Below are 20,724 nucleotides of genomic sequence, written 5' to 3' on the forward strand. Positions count from 1 at the left end.
GGAGCGGCCCGGATTAACCTGCATGAAAGACTAGCGGGAGAGTTCTTCAAGCAGTTGATGGGCCCGTTCTGCTGGTCCGTTACATTCCAGCATGGCCTGTTTTACTGTGGCTGGAAATGGCAGCAGCATGGGGAGCATGGTTAGCAGGGTACCGTCATCAAGTTTTCTGAGACTGTCCCAGTTGATGGAAAGGGCATGACGCTGGTTATAGCCCTTCAGTGCGGCTGCAAGGTCTTTGCGGTCCAGATGAAGGGTCGGGCTTTCAAGAAGATCGTGGGAGAAGGGGGTGGCGTTGATGCGTCCTTCCCGCCAGCCTCGTTCCGTCAGCTGATCCTGCAATAGGCGGAAGCGGCATACGCCCGTAAGCGTGATGAAGAATTGGCCGCTTTCCTGTTCCATGAAGGAGGTAACCCGGCCAATGGTGCCGACAGGTTCCAGCGGGGGCATCATGTCGCCATAACGGGCTGTCTCGCAGGGCTGGATGATGCCGATCAGACGATGGTGAGACAGGCAGTCTTCCAGCAATGTCAGATAGCGGGGCTCGAAAATGGTCAGCGGAAGCTGGCCTCGTGGAAGAAGAATGGTGTCTCCCAATGGTAGAAGCCCGACTCGTGGCGGAATATCCGCCAGTGTCATGTCTGTTAGGGCCGGTATGCGGCGTTTGGTTGTGGATTGTCGTGTGTAGGTAGGGTTCTGCGTATCAGACATCGGACATATGCTTCTGCAAGGGGCAGGGGGCCACGGGGATGGGCGTCTCCCTGCATATGGGTCAGGCGGTGCCTATTCCTTCATGAGAAAAGCAGTGAAGACAGCTTGCGGCGGGCTGTCAGGGTGGCAGGGTCGGTCATGCCCCATGCGTCAAAGAATTTCAGCAGTTCGGCCTTGGCGGATTGTCCGGCTCCATCCCTGTCTCTGGCGATGATATCCAGCAGAATCTGTGCGGCGCCCTCCCGGTCGCCAGCCCCATTCAGGGCTTTGGCGAGGTCTTCCAGAAGGCTGGTATCGTCTGGGGCCTGTTCCAGTTTCTGACGGATGTCATCAATCTTTCCGGCAGCTTCCCGGCCTTCCTGATAGAGTTTGAGGGTCGTCAGGGCACTGACGATCTGATCGTTTGTGGCAAGGCCTTCTGGAATCTGGGAGGCTGCTTCTTTGGCACCTTCCGGGTCATCCATGGTGACCATACAGCGGATTAGACCGGCCCAGCCTGCTGGATTTTCCGGTTCGGTTTCCAGCACGCTGGCATAGATGTTGATGGCCTCGGCGAGTTCACCAGCCTTGAAGACAGCTTCAGCCGTTTTGAGCTGCTCGGCAACGGGCATAGCCTGCCCGCTATCCTTCAGGAGTTGTTCCACAAAGGTCCGGATTTCACTTTCCGGCTGCGCACCCTGAAAAAGGTCACGTACCTGCCCTTTCCAGAAGGCAACGACCATCGGAACAGAGTGTAGAGGAAGGCCCATCTGCACCAGCTGGGCAACCAGAGATCGGTTAGCTGTTACATCCAACCGTGTCAGCCTGACCCGCCCTTCCGTGGCACGGGTGACTTTCTCCAGCACAGGGGACAGTTTCTTACAAGAGGCAGATGATTCCGCCCAGAACTCCACCAGAACCGGCACGTCCTTGCTGGCTTCCACAACCTGCTTCATGAAGCTTGACTGATCCACCTCCAGCACGTGGGACTGTCCGCTGGAAGGGAAAAGGGCGTCTGTCATGGTTGGTTACCTTATGTCGTCTGGGAAGGGGCCTATGTTACGATCTTTTTAAATAAGATTGTTCCCGTGTTCCACGGAGGCAAGGGGGAAGGAACCTTCAAAAAAGGAAAATAAAATGCAGGAGGGGGATTGCATCAGGGGCGTGTTTGGGGCATAAGCCTCCCACCGACAGCATGCGGGCGTAGCTCAGGGGTAGAGCACAACCTTGCCAAGGTTGGGGTCGTGGGTTCGAATCCCATCGCCCGCTCCAGATTTCGAACTCTGGAGAGCTGCTGGTGAAAATGTGATGCGGGCGTAGCTCAGGGGTAGAGCACAACCTTGCCAAGGTTGGGGTCGTGGGTTCGAATCCCATCGCCCGCTCCAGATAGATGAAAGAACCACTTTGTCAGTTCAGGCGAGGTGGTTTTTTTGTATCTGCCATTATCGCACGCATAACAGCGGATGTAGAAACGGGCGGCCTCCGGTCAGGAAACCGCCCGTGTTCAGTAAGGCCGTTACGGTCTTACTTCTTGGCAGCAGCGATGGCAGCCTCGATGACCTTGCCAGCCTCAGCCTTGTCGCCCCAGCCGGAGACCTTCACCCATTTGTTGGGCTCAAGGTCCTTGTAACGCTCAAAGAAGTGAGCGATGGCCTTCAGCGTGATTTCCGGCAGCTGGTCGAGAGAGTCGATCTTGCTGAACTGCGGATGAATCTTGTCGTGCGGTACGCAGATCAGCTTCTCGTCCTGTCCGCTTTCATCTTCCATCTTCAGCACGCCGATCGGGCGGGAGCGGATGACGCTGCCGGGGAGGACATCAGCCGGTGTCAGCACCAGTGCATCCACCGGGTCGCCATCAGCAGCCAGCGTGTTGGGGATGAAACCATAAGCAGCCGGATAGGCCATAGGTGTGAACAGGAAACGGTCAACAAAAATGGCGCCGCTGTCCTTATCCACTTCGTACTTGACCTGAGAACCCTGCGGAATCTCGATCACGACGTTGACGTCATTCGGCACATCTTTGCCGGGGGAAAGCTTGGTCACATCCATCGTCTGCTCCATCCGTAATCTATGGTGATATGATGAGGCATTATTAATGAATATGCACAGTGTTGTATATGCGTATTGCTTCTTGTGCTCTGGCGGCGGACTGACAGAAAAGGGAAAGCGTATTATTTACCCGGCATGGCATGTTTTTGCCTGTTAAGGGGTTGAAAAAAAGTTGCGTATGAGCAATGTGGCGGGATGTCTGTGCGCCTGTAGCTCAATTGGTTAGAGCTGGCCGCTCATAACGGCTAGGTTGCGGGTTCGAGTCCTGCCGGGCGCAGGTGACACCTCCACAATGTGGAGCAGCCTGTTTTGTTGGGAAACGCCCCGGGCGAGAGGGGGCATAGCCCTGCTTCCTGCCTTTTCGTTCGTGTGTTTTAGAGGAGACCGTTCCATGGCCGCCTATCAGTATGTCTATGTCATGAAGGACGTCACAAAGTCCTATCCGGGCGGTCGTGAGGTATTCAAGGGGATCACGCTCTCCTTCCTGCCGGGTGTGAAGATCGGTATCCTCGGTGTGAACGGTGCGGGTAAGTCCACCCTGCTGAAGATCATGGCCGGGATTGAAAAAGAATTCGGTGGTGAAGCATGGGCCGCCGAGGGCGTCCGCATTGGCTATCTGGAGCAGGAGCCGCAGCTGGACCCGAACCTGACCGTGGGTGAGAACGCCGCACAGGGCTTCGGTGCGCTGAAGAAGGCTGTGGAGCGTTTCAACGAAATCTCCATGAAGTTCGCTGAACCTATGTCCGATGAGGAGATGAATGATCTTCTCGCTGAGCAGGCCGAGCTTCAGGAAAAGATTGATGCGGAAGATGGCTGGGAGCTGGACCGCCATCTGGAAATCGCTCTGGATGCGCTGCGCTGCCCGCCGGCGGACAGCCCGGTAGATAAGCTCTCCGGTGGTGAGAAACGCCGTGTGGCCCTGTGCCGCCTGCTGCTGGAAAAGCCTGACATTTTGCTGCTCGATGAGCCGACCAACCATCTGGATGCCGAGAGCGTGGCATGGCTCGAGAAGACCCTGCGTGAGTACAAGGGTACCGTGATGGTCATCACCCATGACCGTTACTTCCTTGATAATGTCACGAACTGGATTCTTGAGATCGAGCGTGGCCGTGGCTATCCGTTCGAGGGCAACTACTCCTCCTGGCTGGAACAGAAGCGCAAGCGTCTGGAACAGGAGGAGAAAGAAGAAAGCTCCCGTCAGCGTGCTCTGGCCGCTGAACAGCAGTGGATCGCCAGCTCTCCGAAGGCCCGTCAGGCCAAGAGCAAGGCCCGTATCACCCGCTATGAGGAAATGCTGGCTGCCGGGCAGGAAGCTGCCGGAAGCACGGCGGAGATCGTCATTACGCCCGGTCCCCGTCTGGGCCAGACTGTCATCGAGGCTGAGAATCTCTGCAAGGGCTTCGGTGATCGCCAGCTGATCGACAACCTCAACTTCAAGCTGCCGCCGGGTGGTATCGTTGGTGTTATCGGGCCGAATGGTGCCGGTAAGTCCACGCTTTTCAAGATGATTACCGGGCAGGAACAGCCTGATTCCGGCTCCCTGAAGATCGGTGATACGGTCAAGCTGGGCTATGTCGATCAGTCCCGTAACGATCTGGATGACAGTAAAACCGTCTGGGAAGAAATTTCCGGCGGTACGGATGTTATTCATCTGGGTAAGCGGGCTGTGCCGTCCCGTGCTTATGTGGGGGCCTTCAACTTCAAGGGGCCGGACCAGCAGAAGCGTCTTGGCGTTCTCTCCGGTGGTGAGCGTAACCGTGTGCATCTGGCCAAGATGCTCAAGGAAGACAACAACGTTCTTCTGCTTGACGAACCGACCAACGATCTGGACGTTGATACGCTCCGTGCGCTGGAGGATGCTCTGGAATCCTTCGCAGGCTGCGCCGTGGTTATCAGCCATGACCGCTGGTTCCTCGACCGTCTGGCTACGCACATCCTCGCCTTTGAGGGTGACAGCCATGTGGAATGGTTCGAGGGTAACTTCCAGCAATATGAGGAAGACAAGCGCCGCCGTCTGGGCCCGGATTCCACGGAGCCAAGCCGCATCCGTTACCGTCCCATCACACGCTGATCGCCTTTCGGGCGGCGAGTTGTGTTAGGCAATGAGCTGCGGACAGCACGTCTTGTTCTCCGCCCGGTCAACTGGCCGGACATGGAGGACATGGCGAGGCTGAAAGCGGATGTCGGAGCGTTCGGGACCATGCTGGGCGGCGTACGCACCCGTGCGAAGGCCGAGGCCGAAATGGCTGAGGATGTGGCCTTCTGGGCTGAGCGTGGCATCGGCATATTCTCTATTCTTGAGCAAGGGCGTTTTGTCGGCATGACGGGCGTGCATGAGCGCCCTGATGGCCAGGGGATCGGCCTGCGCTTTGCCTTGTTCCCATGGGCGGCTGGGCGTGGCATTGCCCGTGAGGCCGCCGGTACGGCTCTCAATTTCGTATTGGATGCCGGTGTGGAGCGTGTGGTGGCTGTAGCCCGGCAGGATAATCGCCCTTCCCGTATTGTGCTGGGCAGCATCGGTATGAGCCTGCTTGACCAGTTCGAGCGTGACGGGCACATCATGCTCTTGTACGAAAAAAGACGGATGCTGTTCCAATGGTGAATGGCACCGCCCCGGTTACAGGGGACAGGCAACAGGGAAGCCGGGACGATGACAACGCACATATTCATTGATGGCGAAGCGGGAACAACAGGGCTGGGGATTCGCCGCCGTGTTGAGGCTGTGGCGGATCGCCACGATTTGAAGCTGCTCAGCATTGATCCCGCTCGGAGAAAAGACCCGCAGGCTCGTCATGAGCTTATGGCACAGGCGGACATCACCGTACTGTGCCTGCCAGATGATGCCGCCCGTGAAGCGGTGGCTCTGGGGCAGGATACGGGTACCCGTTTTCTGGATGCCAGCACGGCTCACCGTGTCAATCCGGACTGGGTCTATGGCCTGCCGGAGCTAGATGCCACCCAGCCGGAACGGATCAGGAAAGCTCGTTTTGTCAGCAATCCGGGTTGCTATGCTACCGGGGCTATTGCCTTGCTGCGTCCGCTGGTTCAGGCGGGTGTGCTGCCGGTGGATGCCCACGTCTCCATCAATGCGGTGTCTGGCTATAGTGGTGGTGGCCGCACGATGATCGAGCAGCAGGAGGAGGCGGGTGGTCCTGCTTTCTTCCTGTACGGGTTGAATCTTCAGCACAAGCATCTGCCGGAAATGACGCAATATAGCGGTTTGACACGCAACCCGTTGTTTGTGCCTTCCGTGGGGCATTTTGCACAGGGCATGATTGTGTCCATCCCGCTGCATCTGGTGTCACTCCCCGGTGTGCCGATGATTGAAGACGTCACAGCCGTGCTCAAGGCGTTTTACAAGGATGCCAAGACCATTCGTGTCGTGGAGTCTGAGCCGAAGCTGGTGGCTGAGACCATGGCCGGGCGGGATGATATGGAGCTGCGTGTGAGTGGCCATAGCGGGCAGGCTTTGCTGACGGCGTCTTTGGACAATCTGGGGAAGGGGGCCTCCGGTGCGGCGATGCGTAACATTCTGCTGATGAGCGGGCAGGATATCCCCTGAGAATAAGGGGCCGGATTTTTTTTCCGGTCCCTCTCTGGTTCTTTCTGGCCAGATATTTTATAAGCGAAACGCTTTCTGTGCCGTTAGGCGGTACAGACCATAATGGGCGAGAGTGGCGGAACTGGTAGACGCAGTCGGCTCAAAATCGACCGCCGTAAGGCATAGGGGTTCGAGTCCCCTCTTTCGCACCATTTTTCAGGACATGATGGAGACCGGAGCCACACGTTGTGATGCTCATGAGCAGGCTGGCTTGACCCCTCCTGATGCCTGTGACACCTAAGAAAAAAGTAAATCTTTTGCCGTCAGGTACCGTTTTTGCCCGTTTCTGCGGGGATGAGCGGCCTCCTGCGCTTTTTGAACCATGGATGACCTGCCAATCATGACCGCAGCCAAGCCTTCGCATCGTCCCCAGCGACCCTATTTTTCATCTGGTCCGTGCGTCAAACGTCCGGGCTGGACACCGGAGGCGCTGAAAGGGGCCTTTCTGGGGCGGTCCCATCGTGCAGCGGAAGGGCGGGCACGGCTCAATGAAGTCATTACCCGGTCTGCTGCTTTGCTGGGTGTGCCGGAAGATTGGCAGGTCGGTATTGTTCCAGCCTCCGACACGGGTGCCGTGGAGATGATTCTCTGGGCACTGGCCGGACAGCGGGGCATGGATGTCCTGTCTTTTGAAAGTTTTTCCGGCACATGGGCACAGGACCTGAAGGATATTCTGAAGCTGGAAGATTTGCGTGTTCTGGAAGCCCCTTACGGTGAGCTGCCCGATATGGCGCAGATCGACTGGTCCCGTGATGTGGTGCTGACATGGAACGGCACGACCTCCGGTGTCTGCATTCCGTCTGTTGAGAGTGTCCCAGTGCAGCATGATGGCCTTGTGATCTGCGATGCTACTTCTGCCGCCTTTGCGATGGAGCTGCCGTGGGATCGGCTGGATGTCGTTACATGGTCATGGCAGAAGGCACTCGGTGGTGAGGCCGCTCACGGTATGGTGGCACTCAGCCCGAAAGCTGTCAGACGTCTGGAGGAAGGAAGCCAGCGGCCTCTCCCCAAGATTTTCCGTCTGACGGGTAAAAAGGGGCTGAATGAGGCCATCTTCCGGGGTGATACCATCAATACGCCGTCCATGCTTTGCGTGGAAGATGCGCTGGATGGCCTGCGCTGGGCTGAGTCTGTTGGTGGTCTGGAGGCCCTCAAGGCCCGTTCCCGCCGGAATCTGGCCATTGTGGAGAACTGGGTTGCCAAACGGGACTGGGTGGCTTTTCTGAGTGAAAAGAAAGAAACCCGTTCCTGCACGTCCATTTGCCTGAAAATCACAGCTCCGTGGTTCGAGGCACTGGATGATGCCGGACGGTCCAAGGTCATCAAGGCTATGACGGGCCTTCTGGAAGAAGAAAAGGCCGGGTATGACCTTGCCGGTTACCGTGATGCGCCGGCAGGTCTGCGTATCTGGGGCGGGGCTACGGTCGATGCTGAAGATATCGAAGCTCTCCTGCCATGGCTGGACTGGGCCTTTGCCCGTATTGAAGAAAAGTGTGCTGCGTCATGATTAACGGTCCCGAGACATCCAGCCCAGCCCTGCTGCCCATGGGGTTCGTGGACCTCCTCCCTGCCGAGGCAGAGGCGGAAGCCCGTGGTCTTGCCGAGGTCATGGACGTGTTTTCATGCCATGGTTATGAGCGTGTCCGCCCGCCCCTTCTGGAGTTTGAAGGCTCCCTGCTGAGCGGTGCTGGTGAGGCACTGGCAGAGCAGAGCTTTCGTCTGCTGGACCCGTCTTCTCATCGCATGATGGCCCTTCGGCCGGATATGACGACCCAGATCGCCCGTATCGCTGCTGTGCGGATGCAGGATTGTCCCCGCCCGCTGCGTCTCTCCTATGCAGGGGACTGTGTCGTGATCGGCACGCTGGGCCGTGAAGGGCAGCGGCAGATATCACAGGCTGGCATCGAACTGATTGGCCCGGATAAGGCTGAGGCAGATGCTGAGGTGATTGCGCTGGGCGCTGAGGCTTTGGCCCGTCTGGGCATCGCCAATGTGTCCTTTGACCTTTCCATGCCTGTCATGGTCTGGAGCCTGATTGATGACAGTTTTTCCGGTATCGAGCGGGAAAGCATCATTCATGCGCTGGACCGCCGCGATGCGGCTGCCGTGCGGGAGCACGGTGGCCCATGGGCTGAGCTTCTGCTGGGGATGATGGAAGCGGTCGGTCCGGCCTCCATCGCTCTGAAGAAGCTTGAAACACTGAACTTCCCCGCCATGCTCAGGCCGCATGTGGCCCGTTTGAAGGAAGATGTAGCTGCCATTCTGGCTCGTCTGCCGGATGCCCGCCTGACAGTGGACCCGGTGGATTTCCGGGGCTGGCGGTATCATACGGGTGTGTGTGTGACAGTTTTTGCCATGCACTCTCGTGAGGAGCTGGGACGTGGTGGTCGTTATCTGGCCGGTGATGAGCCTGCCTGTGGGCTGACCCTCAATCCGCAGGCCTTCTTACGGGTGGCGGAAAAGCCGAAGCGGCGGAAACGGTGCCTTGTTCCGCCTGCGATGGCGCAGAAAGACTTGTCCAGCCTGCATGAGGCAGGCTATGCCACGATCGCATCGCTTGGGGAATCAGGCGAGATGGAGCAGGAGGCGCATCATCTGCGGTGCAGCCATATCTGGAGAGATGGAAAACCTGCCATACTGGCACGCTGAGGTGCTGGCAGGGTCCGCCATTGTGAGACGTTAAGGGAAGACATTCTTATGGCCAATGTTACCGTAATCGGAACCCAGTGGGGCGATGAGGGTAAAGGCAAGATTGTGGACTGGCTGGCCAGCCGGGCCGATATCGTTGTCCGCTTTCAGGGTGGGCATAATGCCGGCCATACGCTGGTTGTGAACGATCAGGTCTATAAACTCTCCCTGCTTCCCTCCGGTCTGGTCGGTGGGAAGATCGGCGTCATCGGTAATGGCGTTGTGGTGGACCCCAAGGCGCTGATGAGCGAGATCGACCGTGTGACGGAGCAGGGCCTTACCGTCACGCCGGAAACACTCTGGATCGCTGAGACCGCTCCGCTGATTCTGCCTGTTCATGGTGCTCTGGATCGTGCCCGTGAGGCTGCTCGTGGCAATCACAAGATCGGCACGACAGGTCGGGGTATTGGCCCTGCCTATGAGGATAAGGTGGCTCGCCGTGCTATCCGCATCTGTGACCTTTCCGAGCCTGAAACGCTGGACTGGAAGATTGACGAGCTGCTGCTGCATCACAACACGCTTCTGGCCGGTCTGGGGGCAGAGACCTTCACGAAGGAAGACATTCTGTCCTTCCTGAAGGAAATCACCCCCCGTCTTCTGCCCTATGCCTGCTGTGCATGGGATCGTCTGGCCGAGGCTGACCGGGCTGGCAAGCGCATTCTGTTTGAGGGCGCACAGGCTGTCATGCTGGATGTGGATCATGGAACCTATCCGTTCGTGACCAGCTCCAACACGGTGGCGGCTATTGCGGCGTCCGGCAGTGGCATGAGCCCGAAATCGGTCGGTTTCGTGCTGGGTATTGCCAAGGCCTATACAACCCGTGTTGGCGAAGGTCCGTTCCCGTCCGAGCTGTTTGATGAAGTCGGTAAGGGCATGGCCGAGCGTGGTCGTGAGTTCGGTACCGTAACAGGCCGTCCCCGCCGCTGTGGCTGGTTTGATGCCGCCATGGTGCGCCGTGCCGTGCGTGTCGGCGGTGTCAGCGGTGTGGCCCTGACAAAGCTGGACATTCTGGATGGTATGAAAGAAGTGTCCATCTGTGTCGGTTATGAGCTGGATGGCAAGCGGATTGATAACTTCCCGTCCGCACCGGGAGCACAGGCTCGTGTGAAGCCGATTCTGGAGACCATGCCGGGCTGGAATGAAACAACAGGCGGTGCCCGTTCCTGGGCGGAACTGCCGGCTCAGGCAATCAAGTATGTTCGCCGTATTGAGGAACTGATTGGCACGCCTGTTACGCTGCTTTCCACCAGCCCGGAGCGTGAGGATACCATTCTCGTAACAGACCCGTTTGAGGGCTGATTGATCCTGAATGGATGAGATGAGGAGGCCAGCCTGTCACGGGCTGGCCTTTTTCGTATCTGCATCTGCATAAAAAAAGGGAGTGCTTCTTATAGGGCACTCCCTTTTTTATTGAACCATCCTGTTCTTCAGGCTCGGTTATCGGGGAAGGTTCTGTCCAGAATCTTTTTCAGTATTTTGCCAAAGACGATTGTTACAACGGTTTCGACAGCAAATCGTGATAATGCTCTAATCATGAAAGAGCTCTCCTTACTAGGCGTTGTCCATCTCAGATGGTTGGACGAAAAATACGCTACTCCGCTTTAGCATCACCGACCAGCCCACGGGCATAGTCTTCAGCAGAGAAGGGGCGCAGGTCTTCGGCCTGCTCGCCAACGCCGACAAGATGCACGGGCAGCTTGAACTGTTCGGCCAGCGCCACCACGATTCCGCCACGGGCAGAACCATCCAGCTTGGTCACGACCAGACCGCTGACATTGACGAGTTCACGGAAGACACGCACCTGCTCAATGGCATTCTGTCCGGTTGTGGCGTCCAGAACCAGCAGGACACTGTGCGGTGCAGAAGGATCAAACTTCTGCATCACACGGATGATCTTGGCCAGCTCGTCCATCAGGGCCTGACGGTTATGCAGGCGGCCTGCCGTATCTACGAGCAGAAGATCAGCTTTTTCTTCCGTAGCGCGCTGTAGCCCGTCATAGGCCAGCCCGGCAGCATCACCTCCCGGCTTGCCAGAAATCACAGGGGCGCCCGTCCGTTCTCCCCAAATCTGGAGCTGTTCGACTGCCGCCGCACGGAAGGTATCGCCTGCCACCATCATGACGGACTTGCCCTGCTGGTGGTACTGATGGGCCATTTTGCCGATGGTTGTGGTCTTGCCCACACCATTAACCCCGACCACGAGCACGACATGCGGTTTCCTGCTGCTGTCCAGCTCGAAAGGCTGGGCAACGGGCTCCAGCACACGGGAAATCTCTTTGGCAAGTGTCTGGCGGATTTCTTCGGGTGTGATGTTTTCTCCGAAGCTCTTTTCACGAAACTGTTCAATGATCCGCCCGGCCACGGCGGGGCCGAGGTCAGCGGCGATCAGCTCGTCTTCGAGTTCTTCAAGAGTTGCATCATCAAGTTGCCGTTTGACAAACACCGCATTGAGGCGTGCGCTTGAACGGGACAGACCCTGTTTGAGTCGAGAAAAAAATCCAGCCATGTCTGTCGAATTGGTGCGAGAAGGGGGGAGTCGTCAAGTCCTTCTCAGGGGATTTCTGCCATTAGCATCCCGTCTTTCAGCCCGGTGATGCGGATGCGCTCCAGCCTGCCACGGTGGGAGGGTTGCGCTTCAGACAGGGTGAAGGCGGCAAATTCCGGGGTGTGGCCTGTTGTCGGGCTTTCCATGAGAACAGTCTTTTCCTGTCCGACAAAGCGGGCGAGGAAGTCATCCCGCACGGTCTGGCCCAGTGCCCGCAGTCTGGCAGCACGTTCCTGCCGTATGGCTTTCGGCATGGCGGGCATTCGGGCAGCTGGCGTTCCGGGGCGTTCGCTATAGGGGAAGACATGAAGGAACGGAATGGCCTGTTCTGTCAGAAAATCATGTGTTTCCTGAAAAAGCGCATCCGTTTCGGTCGGGAAACCGGCGATGATATCGGCTCCGAAGCCGGTATCAGGTCGCAGGCGGCGGACCTGTCCGATCAGTCCGGCTACGTCAGACGTACTGTGGCGGCGCTTCATGCGTTTGAGAATGAGGTCCGACCCCGCCTGAAGGGACAGATGCAGATGGGGCATGAAGCGAGGTTCATTCGCAATCAGGTCCCATAGGGCTTTGTCGCCCGTATCGGGGGTCAGGATCATGGGGTCGATGGAGGAGAGGCGCAGGCGGGCAATGTCGGGTACTTCATCCAGCAGATGACGGCAGAGCTGCCCCAGCCCCATCTCTCCCTGCTGCCATGAAGCAATATCAACGCCTGTCAGCACGATTTCGCAATGGCCAGCCTCCGTCAGGGCACGGGCCTTCGGAATAATCTCCTCTGGCGGCATGGAGGTGGACTGCCCTCGGCCTGCCGGGATGACGCAGAAGGTGCAGTCATTGTCACAGCCTTGCTGAACCTGAAGCAGGGCTCGGATATAGCGGGATGGTGGTGGAGTATGGCCTGCTTCCTCTGGCAGCCCCCATGTGGAAGGGCGTGTCTTCTCCGTATTGGGGATGACCCGGTTGACACCGGGCAGGGCCGCCCATGCGTCCGCTGCCCGCTCGGAGGCACAGCCTGTTACGATGATGCGGGCGTTCGGGTTCTCTCGGTGGGCACGGCGGATGGTCTGGCGGGCCTGCCGTTCCGCTTCCGCCGTGACCGTGCAGGTATTGACGATGATGGTCTCTCCATCCTGCGCCTGCCCCTGACGGGCCAGATGCTCCATCGCATCGCTTTCATGGGCGTTCAGGCGGCAGCCGAAGGTGAGAAGGGTGACGCTCATGGCGTGGCTGTCAGCCCGTCATTCAGCCAGTTTTCATCCAGCGTACCGGTAAAGACGGTCTGCGCCGGACCGGTCATCAGGACAGAATCATCATCCTGCCATGTGATGGTCAGAGACCCGCATTCCATGGTGACACGGCAGGTTCGTTCCACGAGCCCCCGCCGTGCTGCATTGACGACCGCCGCACAGGCACCGGACCCGCAGGCGAGTGTCAGCCCAGCGCCACGTTCCCAGACACGCAGGCGGATATGAGTACGGGACAGAATATCAGCAAAACCGACATTGACCCGTTCCGGAAAGAGAGGATCAGTCTCCAGCGCCGGGCCCATGGAGGTGGCATCTTCGATGGAGCGGAACAGCGTCAGATGGGGATTGCCCATGGAGCAGGCAGCGCCATCATGGAGTGGAAGATGGGCTGTGTCGCAATCATGGGCGAGGGGGATGCTCTGCCAGTCCAGATGGGGTTTCCCCATGAGAACGGAGATCAGCCCGTTTTCCTGCGAGGTGGGAAGCAGGCCATTCTGTGTCTGAAGGGTCGGGTTGCCGCCCAGAAGGGCTGCAACGCAGCGGGAGGCATTGCCGCAGGCTCCCGCCTCTGAGCCATCCGGGTTGAAGAATCGTACGAGCACGTCTGCCCCGTCCCGTGTGGGAGGTGAGAGTGTCACGAGCTGGTCGCAGCCGATCCCTGTGCGGCGGTCGCAGAGACGGCTGATGAGAGCGGTGGATAGGGAAAGTGGCGTGTTTCTGCCATCCAGAATGATGAAATCATTCCCCAGCCCGTGCATTTTCGTGAAGGAAACGCCCATGATGCCCCTCTGAGACGTGATGAAACCGCCTCCTTCTATAATGTTGTGCCGCCGGGGTAAAATGGAGCCTTGGTTTTCGGGAAGTCTTTCCCGTCTGGTAGGCCATTGTTCATGGGTCTGGCCGCCCTATATTATGGGGCACCTGATAAAGGACAGCAGAAAAGGGGACGGCGTGCAGGGCTTACACAAAAAAGCATTCACACAGGCATCATCAGAGGCGGAAGAAGCCTTCTGGGCCCGTCAGAATCTGGATTCCCTGATGGATATGGGGGCCCGTACGGCCATTACCGCCCTTTATCGCACAGCCCTGCCGGTAGGGGGACGTACGCTGGACCTGATGTGTGGTGCCATGAGCCATCTGCCAGAAGATGCCACCTTTCAGGAGTTCATCGGGCTGGATGTCAGCAAGACGGCGCTCAAAGCCAATCAGGCTCTGAGCAGCTTTGTGGAGCAGGACCTCAACAGCACGCCGGTCCTGCCTTTTGATGATGCAAGTTTTGACGGTGCCCTGCTCTGTGATGGTCTGGCCTATCTGACAAAGCCGCAGCAGGTTATTGAGGAGCTGTTTCGTGTTCTGCGGCCCGGTGCGCCGTTGATTGTCAGTTTTTCCGACAGATTCGTACCGGCCAAGGCCGTGGCCATCTGGCAGGCTTTGGAGCCGGAAGACCGGGTGCGTTTTGCCAGTGCCCTCATGCAGCGGGCTGGATTTGCGGAGCTGGATACCGGGGAGGTTGTCCCCCCAGAGGACCTGACAGCATGGCAGGATACGGTTCGGGCTGTCATCGGTCGCCGCCCTGTAACAGGCTGAGGTTAAAGCCCCGCTTTTTAATTTGGTGGTGATCGTCTCTGGCCTTGCAGGGCATAAAGGGGTATTCACCGCTTTTCTGGCTGTCACAGTTTGGTTCGTGGCAGCATGTGTATGACCGAGTGTTCGTTGACGATGCCTTTTCCCGATACCCATCCCGCCCTGACCCGTGCTTTGGCCGAGCGTGGCTATGAACAGCCAACCCCCGTGCAGGAGGCGGTGCTGGAGCCGGGGCTGGAAGGACGTGATCTGCTCGTCTCGGCACAGACGGGGTCTGGCAAGACGGTTGCCTTTGGTCTGGCCTTTGCCTCCGACCTGCTGACGGACGGGGACATGATGGCCCCAACCCGTTCTCCGCTGGCGCTGGTTATTGCGCCGACCCGTGAGCTTGCCATGCAGGTGCAGACGGAACTTTCATGGCTCTATGCGGCAACAGGTGCCCGCATTGCGAGCTGCATCGGTGGGACAGATGCCCGCCGGGAAGCCCGGTCTCTGGAGCGTGGCGCTCATATCGTGGTTGGTACGCCGGGCCGTCTGTGTGACCATCTCTCCCGTGGCAAGCTGGACCTGCGTGACCTGCGTGTTGTCGTGCTGGATGAAGCCGATGAGATGCTGGATATGGGCTTCCGTGAGGAGCTGGAGCAGCTTCTGGATGCCTCTCCCAAAGAGCGCCGCACGCTGCTTTTCTCGGCTACGATTGCCCGGGAGATTGCGTCTCTGGCACGGCGTTATCAGAAAGATGCCAAGCGGATTGATACGGTCTCCGGCCAGAAGCAGCACGCCGATATTACCCATCGCTGCGTGGTGACGGCCCCGCAGGAGGTGGAACGGTCCCTCGTCAATGTGCTGCGCTATTATGAGAGCCAGACGGCTATGGTGTTCTGCAACACCCGTCTGCTGGTGAATCAGGTTCAGGCAGCCCTTCTGGAACGTGGCTTCGCTTCTGTCGCCATTTCTGGCGAGATGGGACAGAATGAGCGTTCCCGTGCCATTGAGAGCCTGCGCTCTGGTGCGGCCCGTGTCTGCGTGGCCACAGACGTTGCGGCCCGTGGCATTGACGTCCCGGCTTTGGGGCTGGTCGTTCATGCCAGTGTGCCGTCTTCATCCGATACGTTCCTGCATCGTTCCGGCCGTACGGGCCGTGCAGGGCGTAAGGGCGTGAGCGTGCTGATGGTGCCGTTCAACCAGCGCCGTAAGGCTGAGCGTGTTCTGGCGCAGGCCCGTGTGAAAGCGGACTGGGAGCCGGTACCGACAGCCGATGCCATCGCTGAACAGGATGCACAGCGTCTTTTGGAAGACCCCATCCTGAACGGGGAAACATCCGTTTCCGTACCGGAAGACATTGTGGCAAAGCTGACGGAGCGTTTCGATGCCACACAGCTGGCTCGTGCGCTGGTAGGGTTCCATAAGGCACATCTGCCTCGTGTGGAAGATATTCGCCCTGTCTCTGTTGAGCCGCCTGCCCGTGGTGCGGCCCGTGAAGGGGGCCGTGGTTATGAGATGTCTGGCTCATGGTTCCGCCTTGGGGTGGGGCGCAGCGAGAAGGCTGACCCGAAATGGCTGATTCCGCTTATCTGCCGTCTTGGTGGCGTGCAGAAGCGGGATATTGGCAATATCTGCATTCAGCAGGATGACACGCTGTTTCAGATTTCTGATGAGAAGCTGGCCCGTTTCAATGCCTGCCGTGCCGGTGCAGAGCAGGATGAAGTGACCATCGAACCTGCTGAGGCGCCTGCTGGTGGCGGTGGTCCTCGCCGTGGTCGTGGCGGCCCGCCGGGTGGTCGCCGCTTTGGTGCGCCGAAAGGGCGTTTTGGTGGTGGTCCGGGCGGCGGTGGACGCCGTGAGGGGCGTGAAGGCCGGGAAGGGGGCCGTGGCCCATCTTCCTTCAAGCGGCGTTCCGGCCCAGCCCGCAGTGGTGAGAAATCCACCCGCCGCCGGAGCTGAGCCTGAAACGAGTTTCAGAAGAAAAGGGAGGGGTTTCTACCCCTCCTTTTTTATGACGGCCAGCCCGCCTGATGCCTGACAGACCGGCATGATCTCCAGATGATTCACGTTCATGTGTGCTGGCAGGCCGATCAGCCATGAGACGGTTTCGGCAATATCGGCAGGCATGAGGGGCGTGGTGTTCTCATAGACAGCCTGTGCCTTGGCATCATCCCGCAGACGTACATTGCTGAACTCGCTGCCGCCCACAAGGCCGGGCTCGATGGTCGTGACACGCAGGGGTGTGCCCAGCAGGTCCGTCCGCAGATTTTTCATGAACTGGGAAACGAAGGCTTTCGTGGCCCCATAGACATTCCCGCCTCGATAGGCGTAATGCCCTGCCGTACTGCCAATGGAGAGGACATAGCCACGGCCCCGTTCAATCATGCCGGGGAGCAGGGCGTGGGTGATTTCCACAAGACCGGAGATGTTGGTGTCGATCATGGTCTCCCAGTCATCCACGCTGGAATCCTGTGCTGGGGTGACACCCAGTGCCAGACCGGCATTGTTGATGAGGACATCAATGTGACGCCAGTCTTCTGGCAGGCTCTGGGGTAGGGCACGCAGGGCGGCCCGGCCGCTCATATCCAGTGTGAGGGGCAGGAGGTTGCTGCCGAGTTCTTTATGCAGGCTGGCCAGCCGTTCGCTCCGGCGCCCTGTGGCGATGACACGGTGCCCTTCTCGGACCAGCCTTGTGGCGATGCTTTTACCAAAGCCGGATGTGGCCCCTGTAACGAGGATGGTCTGTGGCTGGGTCATGGGGCACTCCGTGCGTGGTGAATGAAAAACTGAACCTTTCTGTTATGATGGAGGGACGTTCTGTTTGTAAGAGGTGTTCATGCCGATTCTTGAGCCGACTGAGATATTGACGGGTCGCCTGCTGGTTGCCAGCCCTGTTCTTACGGGAACGGAGTTTGCCCAAACGGTTATCTATCTCTGTGCTCATTCCGAGGATGGGGCCATGGGGATGATCGTCAATCGTCGGCTGACCCATCCGGATATCAGTGAACTTCTGCGCCATTTGGATGTATCCCCCAACCCGCCACAGCGTCTTTTTGGTGTGGGTGTTGGTGGACCTGTGGAGCCGGGGCGTGGTTTTGTTCTTCACTCTCCGGAAGGTGTCAGCATCGGGCGGGGCAGGGCAGGTAATCGCCTGACCGTTCTGCCTGAAGCGGAGCCTGTGGCGGAGGTCAGTGCCAGTATCGAGATGATTAAAGAGCTCGCGGCTGGACGGGGGCCACGCCGGGCCATGCTGCTGCTGGGTCATTCCTCATGGGCGGCGGGGCAATTGGAGGAGGAGATACTCCATGGCAATGCCTGGTATGTCGTCCCGGCGGATGAAGACATCGTGTTCGGGGCGGACCCTTCCACCAAATGGCAGCGGGCTCTGGCCAGTGTCGGGTTGGAGCCGTCTTCACTCTCCTCTGCGGTGGGGGAGGCATAAGCTCCCTGCGGGGCTGCCTTTCTATTGCCTGCCATTCCTTTTCGTCTCAGAGTTCATTTGTCTGAAAGGTCCTGGAATCTCCTTGCAGACAGGTATTTCTGCGTATGAATTCAGAAATACCCTCTTGAAACCAGTGGGATCGTGCCTAAATTTTAGGCACGGTCTGTCGCCATATCGGGGCAGGCTGAACATTCATCGCTGCCAAGGATGGGGCGAGAAGGAGAGGCAACTATCATGGATATTCAGAAATTTACCGAGCGCAGTCAGGGTTTCATTCAGGCAGCCCAGACCATTGCTCTACGGGATTACCACCAGCAGCTGACGCCGGAGCATCTGCTCAAGGCCTTGCTGGATGACGAACAAGGGGCCGCTGCCGGTCTGATCCGTGCCGCCGGGGGAAACCCGAAGGCTGTTCAGCAGGCGAATGATGCGGCTCTTGCTAAGCTGCCGACCGTACGGGGCAGTGGGGCCTCTCAGCCTCAGCCAACGCCGGATTTCGTGCGGGTGCTGGATAGTGCCGAGGCTGCTGCCAAAGCTGCTGGTGACAGTTATGTAGCGCAGGATCGTCTGCTTGCCGGGATTGCTGCCAGCACGACCGCCGCTGGCGAGGCACTGCGTCAGGGTAAGGCGTCTGCTCAGGCTCTGGAGAGTGCCATTGCTGCCGTTCGCAAAGGGCGGACCGTGGATTCCCCCTCTGCTGAAAATAACTTCGAAGCGCTGAAGAAATATGCTCGTGACGTGACGGCTCAAGCGCAGGAAGGCAAGCTGGACCCGGTCATCGGGCGTGATGAAGAAATCCGCCGGGCTATTCAGGTTCTGGCACGCCGCAGCAAGAACAACCCGGTTCTGATTGGTGAGCCCGGTGTCGGTAAGACGGCCATTGTGGAAGGGCTGGCTCTGCGTATCGTCAATGGCGATGTGCCGGAGGCTCTGCGCAACAAGAAGCTGCTTTCCCTCGATATGGGCGCCCTGATTGCCGGTGCGAAATATCAGGGTGAGTTTGAGGAACGTCTGAAGGCCGTTCTCAAAGAGATTGAGAGCGCTGAAGGGCAGATCATTCTCTTTATTGATGAGATGCATACGCTCGTTGGGGCTGGTCGTTCCAGCGGGGCGATGGATGCGTCCAACCTCATCAAGCCGGAACTGGCTCGTGGTGTGCTGCACTGTCTTGGTGCTACGACTCTGGATGAGTATCGCAAATATATCGAGAAGGATGCCGCTCTGGCCCGCCGTTTCCAGCCGGTCTTTGTGGGTGAGCCTTCTGTTGCGGATACGATTTCTATCCTGCGTGGGATCAAGGAGAAGTACGAGCTGCATCACGGTGTGCGGATCACGGATAATGCACTGGTTTCCGCAGCGACCCTGTCCAACCGTTACATCACAGATCGCTTCCTGCCGGATAAGGCCATCGACTTGATTGATGAGGCTGCCAGCCGCCTGCGGATGCAGATTGACAGCAAGCCGGAAGCTCTGGATGAGCTGGATCGCCGTATCATTCAGCTGAAGATTGAGCGTGAAGCCATCCGTAAGGAAGATGACACGGCTTCCCGTGAGCGTCTGGAAGCTCTGGAAGCAGAGCTGGCTGATCTTCAGGAGAAGTCTGATGCGATGAGTGCGGCATGGCATGCGGAGAAAGACCGCATGAATGCCGTGCAGAAATACAAGGAAGAACTCGACCATGCCCGGTCCGAGGTTGAGGTGGCGCAGCGTCAGGGGAATCTCCAGCGAGCTTCCGAGCTGATGTACAGCCGTATTCCTGAACTGGAACGGAAGATCGAGCAGGCCCAGCAGGCCGAGGCCCAGTCTGACGGCAATACGCTGTTCGCTGATACGGTGACGGATCAGGGAATCGCCGCTGTTGTCTCCCGCTGGACCGGCGTGCCGGTGGACCGGATGCTGGAAGGTGAACGTTCCAAGCTCATGCGTATGGAGTCCGTCCTGCGTGAGCGTGTTGTGGGGCAGGAATCGGCTCTTGTGGCTGTGTCCAATGCCGTGCGCCGTGCCCGTGCCGGGTTGCAGGATCCTAACCGCCCGATTGGTTCCTTCCTGTTCCTTGGTCCGACTGGTGTGGGTAAGACCGAGCTTGCCAAGACGCTGGCGCAGTTCCTCTTTGATGATGAACGTGCCTTGCTGCGGATCGACATGAGCGAGTTCATGGAGAAGCATTCCGTCTCCCGTCTGATCGGTGCCCCTCCGGGTTATGTCGGTTATGACGAAGGTGGTGTGCTGACCGAGGCCGTGCGGCGGCGTCCTTATCAGGTCATCCTCTTTGATGAGGTTGAGAAGGCGCATGAAGATGTCTTCAACATTCTGCTTCAGGTGCTGGATGATGGTCGCCTGACGGATGGGCAGGGTCGTGTGGTGGATTTCCGCAATACGATCATCGTGCTGACCAGCAATCTCGGTTCCGAGATTCTGGCCCATCAGAAGGATGGTGAATCAACCGAGTCCGTGCGGGATGATGTGATGGAGGTTGTCCGGGCGCATTTCCGGCCGGAGTTCCTGAACCGTCTGGACGAGATCATTCTTTTCTCTCGTCTCCAGCGGGCTGACATGGGGCAGATTGTGGAAATCCAGCTTGGTCGCCTGCGGCATCTGCTGGCTGATCGCAAGATTACCCTGTCTCTGGATGAGAAGGCACGGGAGTGGATGGCCGAGGCTGGATATGATCCGGTCTATGGTGCCCGTCCTCTCAAGAGGGTGATTCAGCGTGCGCTGCAGAACCCGTTGGCTGGTCTCCTGCTGGAGGGCAGTATTCATGACGGGGATGAGATTACGGTCTCTGCCAACGATCAGGGGCTGCTCATAAATGGACAGTCCACTGTTGAGAACTGAGTGAATCGGTAAAGAACCGGCCCTCTGAAAAGGGGGCCGGTTTTTTTATGTCTGGAATCAC

At 58.4% G+C, this 20,724-nt stretch carries 17 protein-coding genes and 4 tRNA genes; 14 read left to right on the top strand and 7 right to left on the bottom strand.

The window, feature by feature from the left end; translation table 11 throughout:
- Positions 1 to 30: 30 nt before the first annotated feature.
- Both NQF86_RS07620 and NQF86_RS07625 read right to left on the bottom strand, forming a co-directional pair.
- Positions 31 to 708, bottom strand: a complete 678-nt coding sequence (locus tag NQF86_RS07620; protein WP_266117025.1) for an LON peptidase substrate-binding domain-containing protein — start codon at positions 706 to 708, stop codon at positions 31 to 33.
- Positions 709 to 788: 80 nt separating this feature from the next.
- A complete protein-coding gene (locus NQF86_RS07625; RefSeq protein WP_266117026.1) occupies positions 789 to 1,709 on the bottom strand; it encodes a tetratricopeptide repeat protein in 921 nt (306 codons plus the stop codon).
- Between the two features lie 175 nt (positions 1,710 to 1,884).
- Between NQF86_RS07625 and NQF86_RS07630 the strand changes: the two genes are divergently transcribed.
- Together NQF86_RS07630 and NQF86_RS07635 are read left to right on the top strand one after the other, a co-directional pair.
- Positions 1,885 to 1,959 (top strand) — tRNA-Gly (locus NQF86_RS07630).
- Positions 1,960 to 1,997: 38 nt separating this feature from the next.
- Positions 1,998 to 2,072, top strand: a tRNA-Gly gene (locus NQF86_RS07635).
- A gap of 139 nt (positions 2,073 to 2,211) precedes the next feature.
- On the opposite strand, the gene ppa is transcribed toward NQF86_RS07635, so the two are convergent.
- Positions 2,212 to 2,736, bottom strand: coding sequence for an inorganic diphosphatase (gene ppa, locus NQF86_RS07640; protein WP_266117066.1), 525 nt, complete (start codon positions 2,734 to 2,736; stop codon positions 2,212 to 2,214).
- A 203-nt stretch (positions 2,737 to 2,939) separates the two neighbouring features.
- On the opposite strand from ppa, the gene NQF86_RS07645 reads away from it, so the two are divergent.
- The 8 genes from NQF86_RS07645 to NQF86_RS07680 all read left to right on the top strand — a co-directional run bounded on the left by NQF86_RS07645 (position 2,940) and on the right by NQF86_RS07680 (position 10,324).
- Positions 2,940 to 3,013: transfer RNA gene (locus NQF86_RS07645), tRNA-Ile, on the top strand.
- Positions 3,014 to 3,127: 114 nt separating this feature from the next.
- Positions 3,128 to 4,807, top strand: a complete 1,680-nt coding sequence (gene ettA / locus NQF86_RS07650) for an energy-dependent translational throttle protein EttA (RefSeq protein ID WP_266117027.1) — start codon at positions 3,128 to 3,130, stop codon at positions 4,805 to 4,807.
- A 21-nt stretch (positions 4,808 to 4,828) separates the two neighbouring features.
- Positions 4,829 to 5,338, top strand: coding sequence for a GNAT family N-acetyltransferase (locus NQF86_RS07655; RefSeq protein WP_266117028.1), 510 nt, complete (start codon positions 4,829 to 4,831; stop codon positions 5,336 to 5,338).
- 48 nt (positions 5,339 to 5,386) lie between these two features.
- Entirely contained in the window at positions 5,387 to 6,298 is a 912-nt protein-coding gene (gene argC, locus NQF86_RS07660) for an N-acetyl-gamma-glutamyl-phosphate reductase (protein WP_266117029.1), read from the top strand.
- 106 nt (positions 6,299 to 6,404) lie between these two features.
- Positions 6,405 to 6,489, top strand: a tRNA-Leu gene (locus NQF86_RS07665).
- 188 nt (positions 6,490 to 6,677) lie between these two features.
- Positions 6,678 to 7,844, top strand: coding sequence for a phosphoserine transaminase (locus NQF86_RS07670; protein WP_266117030.1), 1,167 nt, complete (start codon positions 6,678 to 6,680; stop codon positions 7,842 to 7,844).
- Entirely contained in the window at positions 7,841 to 8,986 is a 1,146-nt protein-coding gene (locus tag NQF86_RS07675; protein WP_266117031.1) for an ATP phosphoribosyltransferase regulatory subunit, read from the top strand. Before NQF86_RS07670 ends, NQF86_RS07675 begins: the two co-directional genes overlap by 4 nt.
- Before the next feature lie 48 nt (positions 8,987 to 9,034).
- On the top strand, positions 9,035 to 10,324 hold the full coding sequence (locus NQF86_RS07680) for an adenylosuccinate synthase (protein ID WP_266117032.1): 1,290 nt from the start codon (positions 9,035 to 9,037) through the stop codon (positions 10,322 to 10,324).
- Between the two features lie 292 nt (positions 10,325 to 10,616).
- Here the strand turns inward: NQF86_RS07680 and ftsY are convergent, their stop codons facing one another.
- The 3 genes from ftsY to dapF are packed head-to-tail and all read right to left on the bottom strand — an operon-like array spanning position 10,617 to position 13,596.
- On the bottom strand, positions 10,617 to 11,531 hold the full coding sequence (ftsY, locus tag NQF86_RS07685) for a signal recognition particle-docking protein FtsY (RefSeq protein WP_266117033.1): 915 nt from the start codon (positions 11,529 to 11,531) through the stop codon (positions 10,617 to 10,619).
- Between the two features lie 44 nt (positions 11,532 to 11,575).
- Positions 11,576 to 12,790, bottom strand: coding sequence for a MiaB/RimO family radical SAM methylthiotransferase (locus tag NQF86_RS07690; RefSeq protein WP_266117034.1), 1,215 nt, complete (start codon positions 12,788 to 12,790; stop codon positions 11,576 to 11,578).
- Positions 12,787 to 13,596, bottom strand: a complete 810-nt coding sequence (gene dapF, locus NQF86_RS07695) for a diaminopimelate epimerase (RefSeq protein ID WP_266117035.1) — start codon at positions 13,594 to 13,596, stop codon at positions 12,787 to 12,789. Before dapF ends, NQF86_RS07690 begins: the two co-directional genes overlap by 4 nt.
- Positions 13,597 to 13,729: 133 nt before the next feature.
- Here dapF and NQF86_RS07700 point away from each other — a divergent pair, with 133 nt between their 5' ends.
- The gene (locus tag NQF86_RS07700) at positions 13,730 to 14,404 is read left to right on the top strand and encodes a class I SAM-dependent methyltransferase (protein ID WP_266117036.1); all 675 of its coding nucleotides are present in this window, start codon (positions 13,730 to 13,732) and stop codon (positions 14,402 to 14,404) included.
- Between the two features lie 132 nt (positions 14,405 to 14,536).
- Positions 14,537 to 16,345 carry a DEAD/DEAH box helicase gene (locus NQF86_RS07705; RefSeq protein WP_266117067.1) on the top strand — a complete coding sequence of 603 codons (1,809 nt, stop codon included), beginning with the start codon at positions 14,537 to 14,539 and terminating at the stop codon, positions 16,343 to 16,345.
- A gap of 36 nt (positions 16,346 to 16,381) precedes the next feature.
- Here NQF86_RS07705 and NQF86_RS07710 read toward each other — a convergent pair whose 3' ends face one another.
- Complete coding sequence (locus NQF86_RS07710) at positions 16,382 to 17,143, bottom strand: SDR family NAD(P)-dependent oxidoreductase (protein ID WP_266117037.1); 762 nt, start codon at positions 17,141 to 17,143, stop codon at positions 16,382 to 16,384.
- Positions 17,144 to 17,222: 79 nt separating this feature from the next.
- Between NQF86_RS07710 and NQF86_RS07715 the strand changes: the two genes are divergently transcribed.
- Positions 17,223 to 17,828 carry a YqgE/AlgH family protein gene (locus NQF86_RS07715; RefSeq protein WP_266117038.1) on the top strand — a complete coding sequence of 202 codons (606 nt, stop codon included), beginning with the start codon at positions 17,223 to 17,225 and terminating at the stop codon, positions 17,826 to 17,828.
- 234 nt (positions 17,829 to 18,062) lie between these two features.
- Entirely contained in the window at positions 18,063 to 20,663 is a 2,601-nt protein-coding gene (clpB, locus tag NQF86_RS07720) for an ATP-dependent chaperone ClpB (RefSeq protein WP_266117039.1), read from the top strand.
- Positions 20,664 to 20,724 lie beyond the last annotated feature (61 nt).

The organism is Bombella pluederhausensis, assembly GCF_026385525.1.
In the GTDB taxonomy this organism is placed as follows: domain Bacteria; phylum Pseudomonadota; class Alphaproteobacteria; order Acetobacterales; family Acetobacteraceae; genus Bombella; species Bombella pluederhausensis.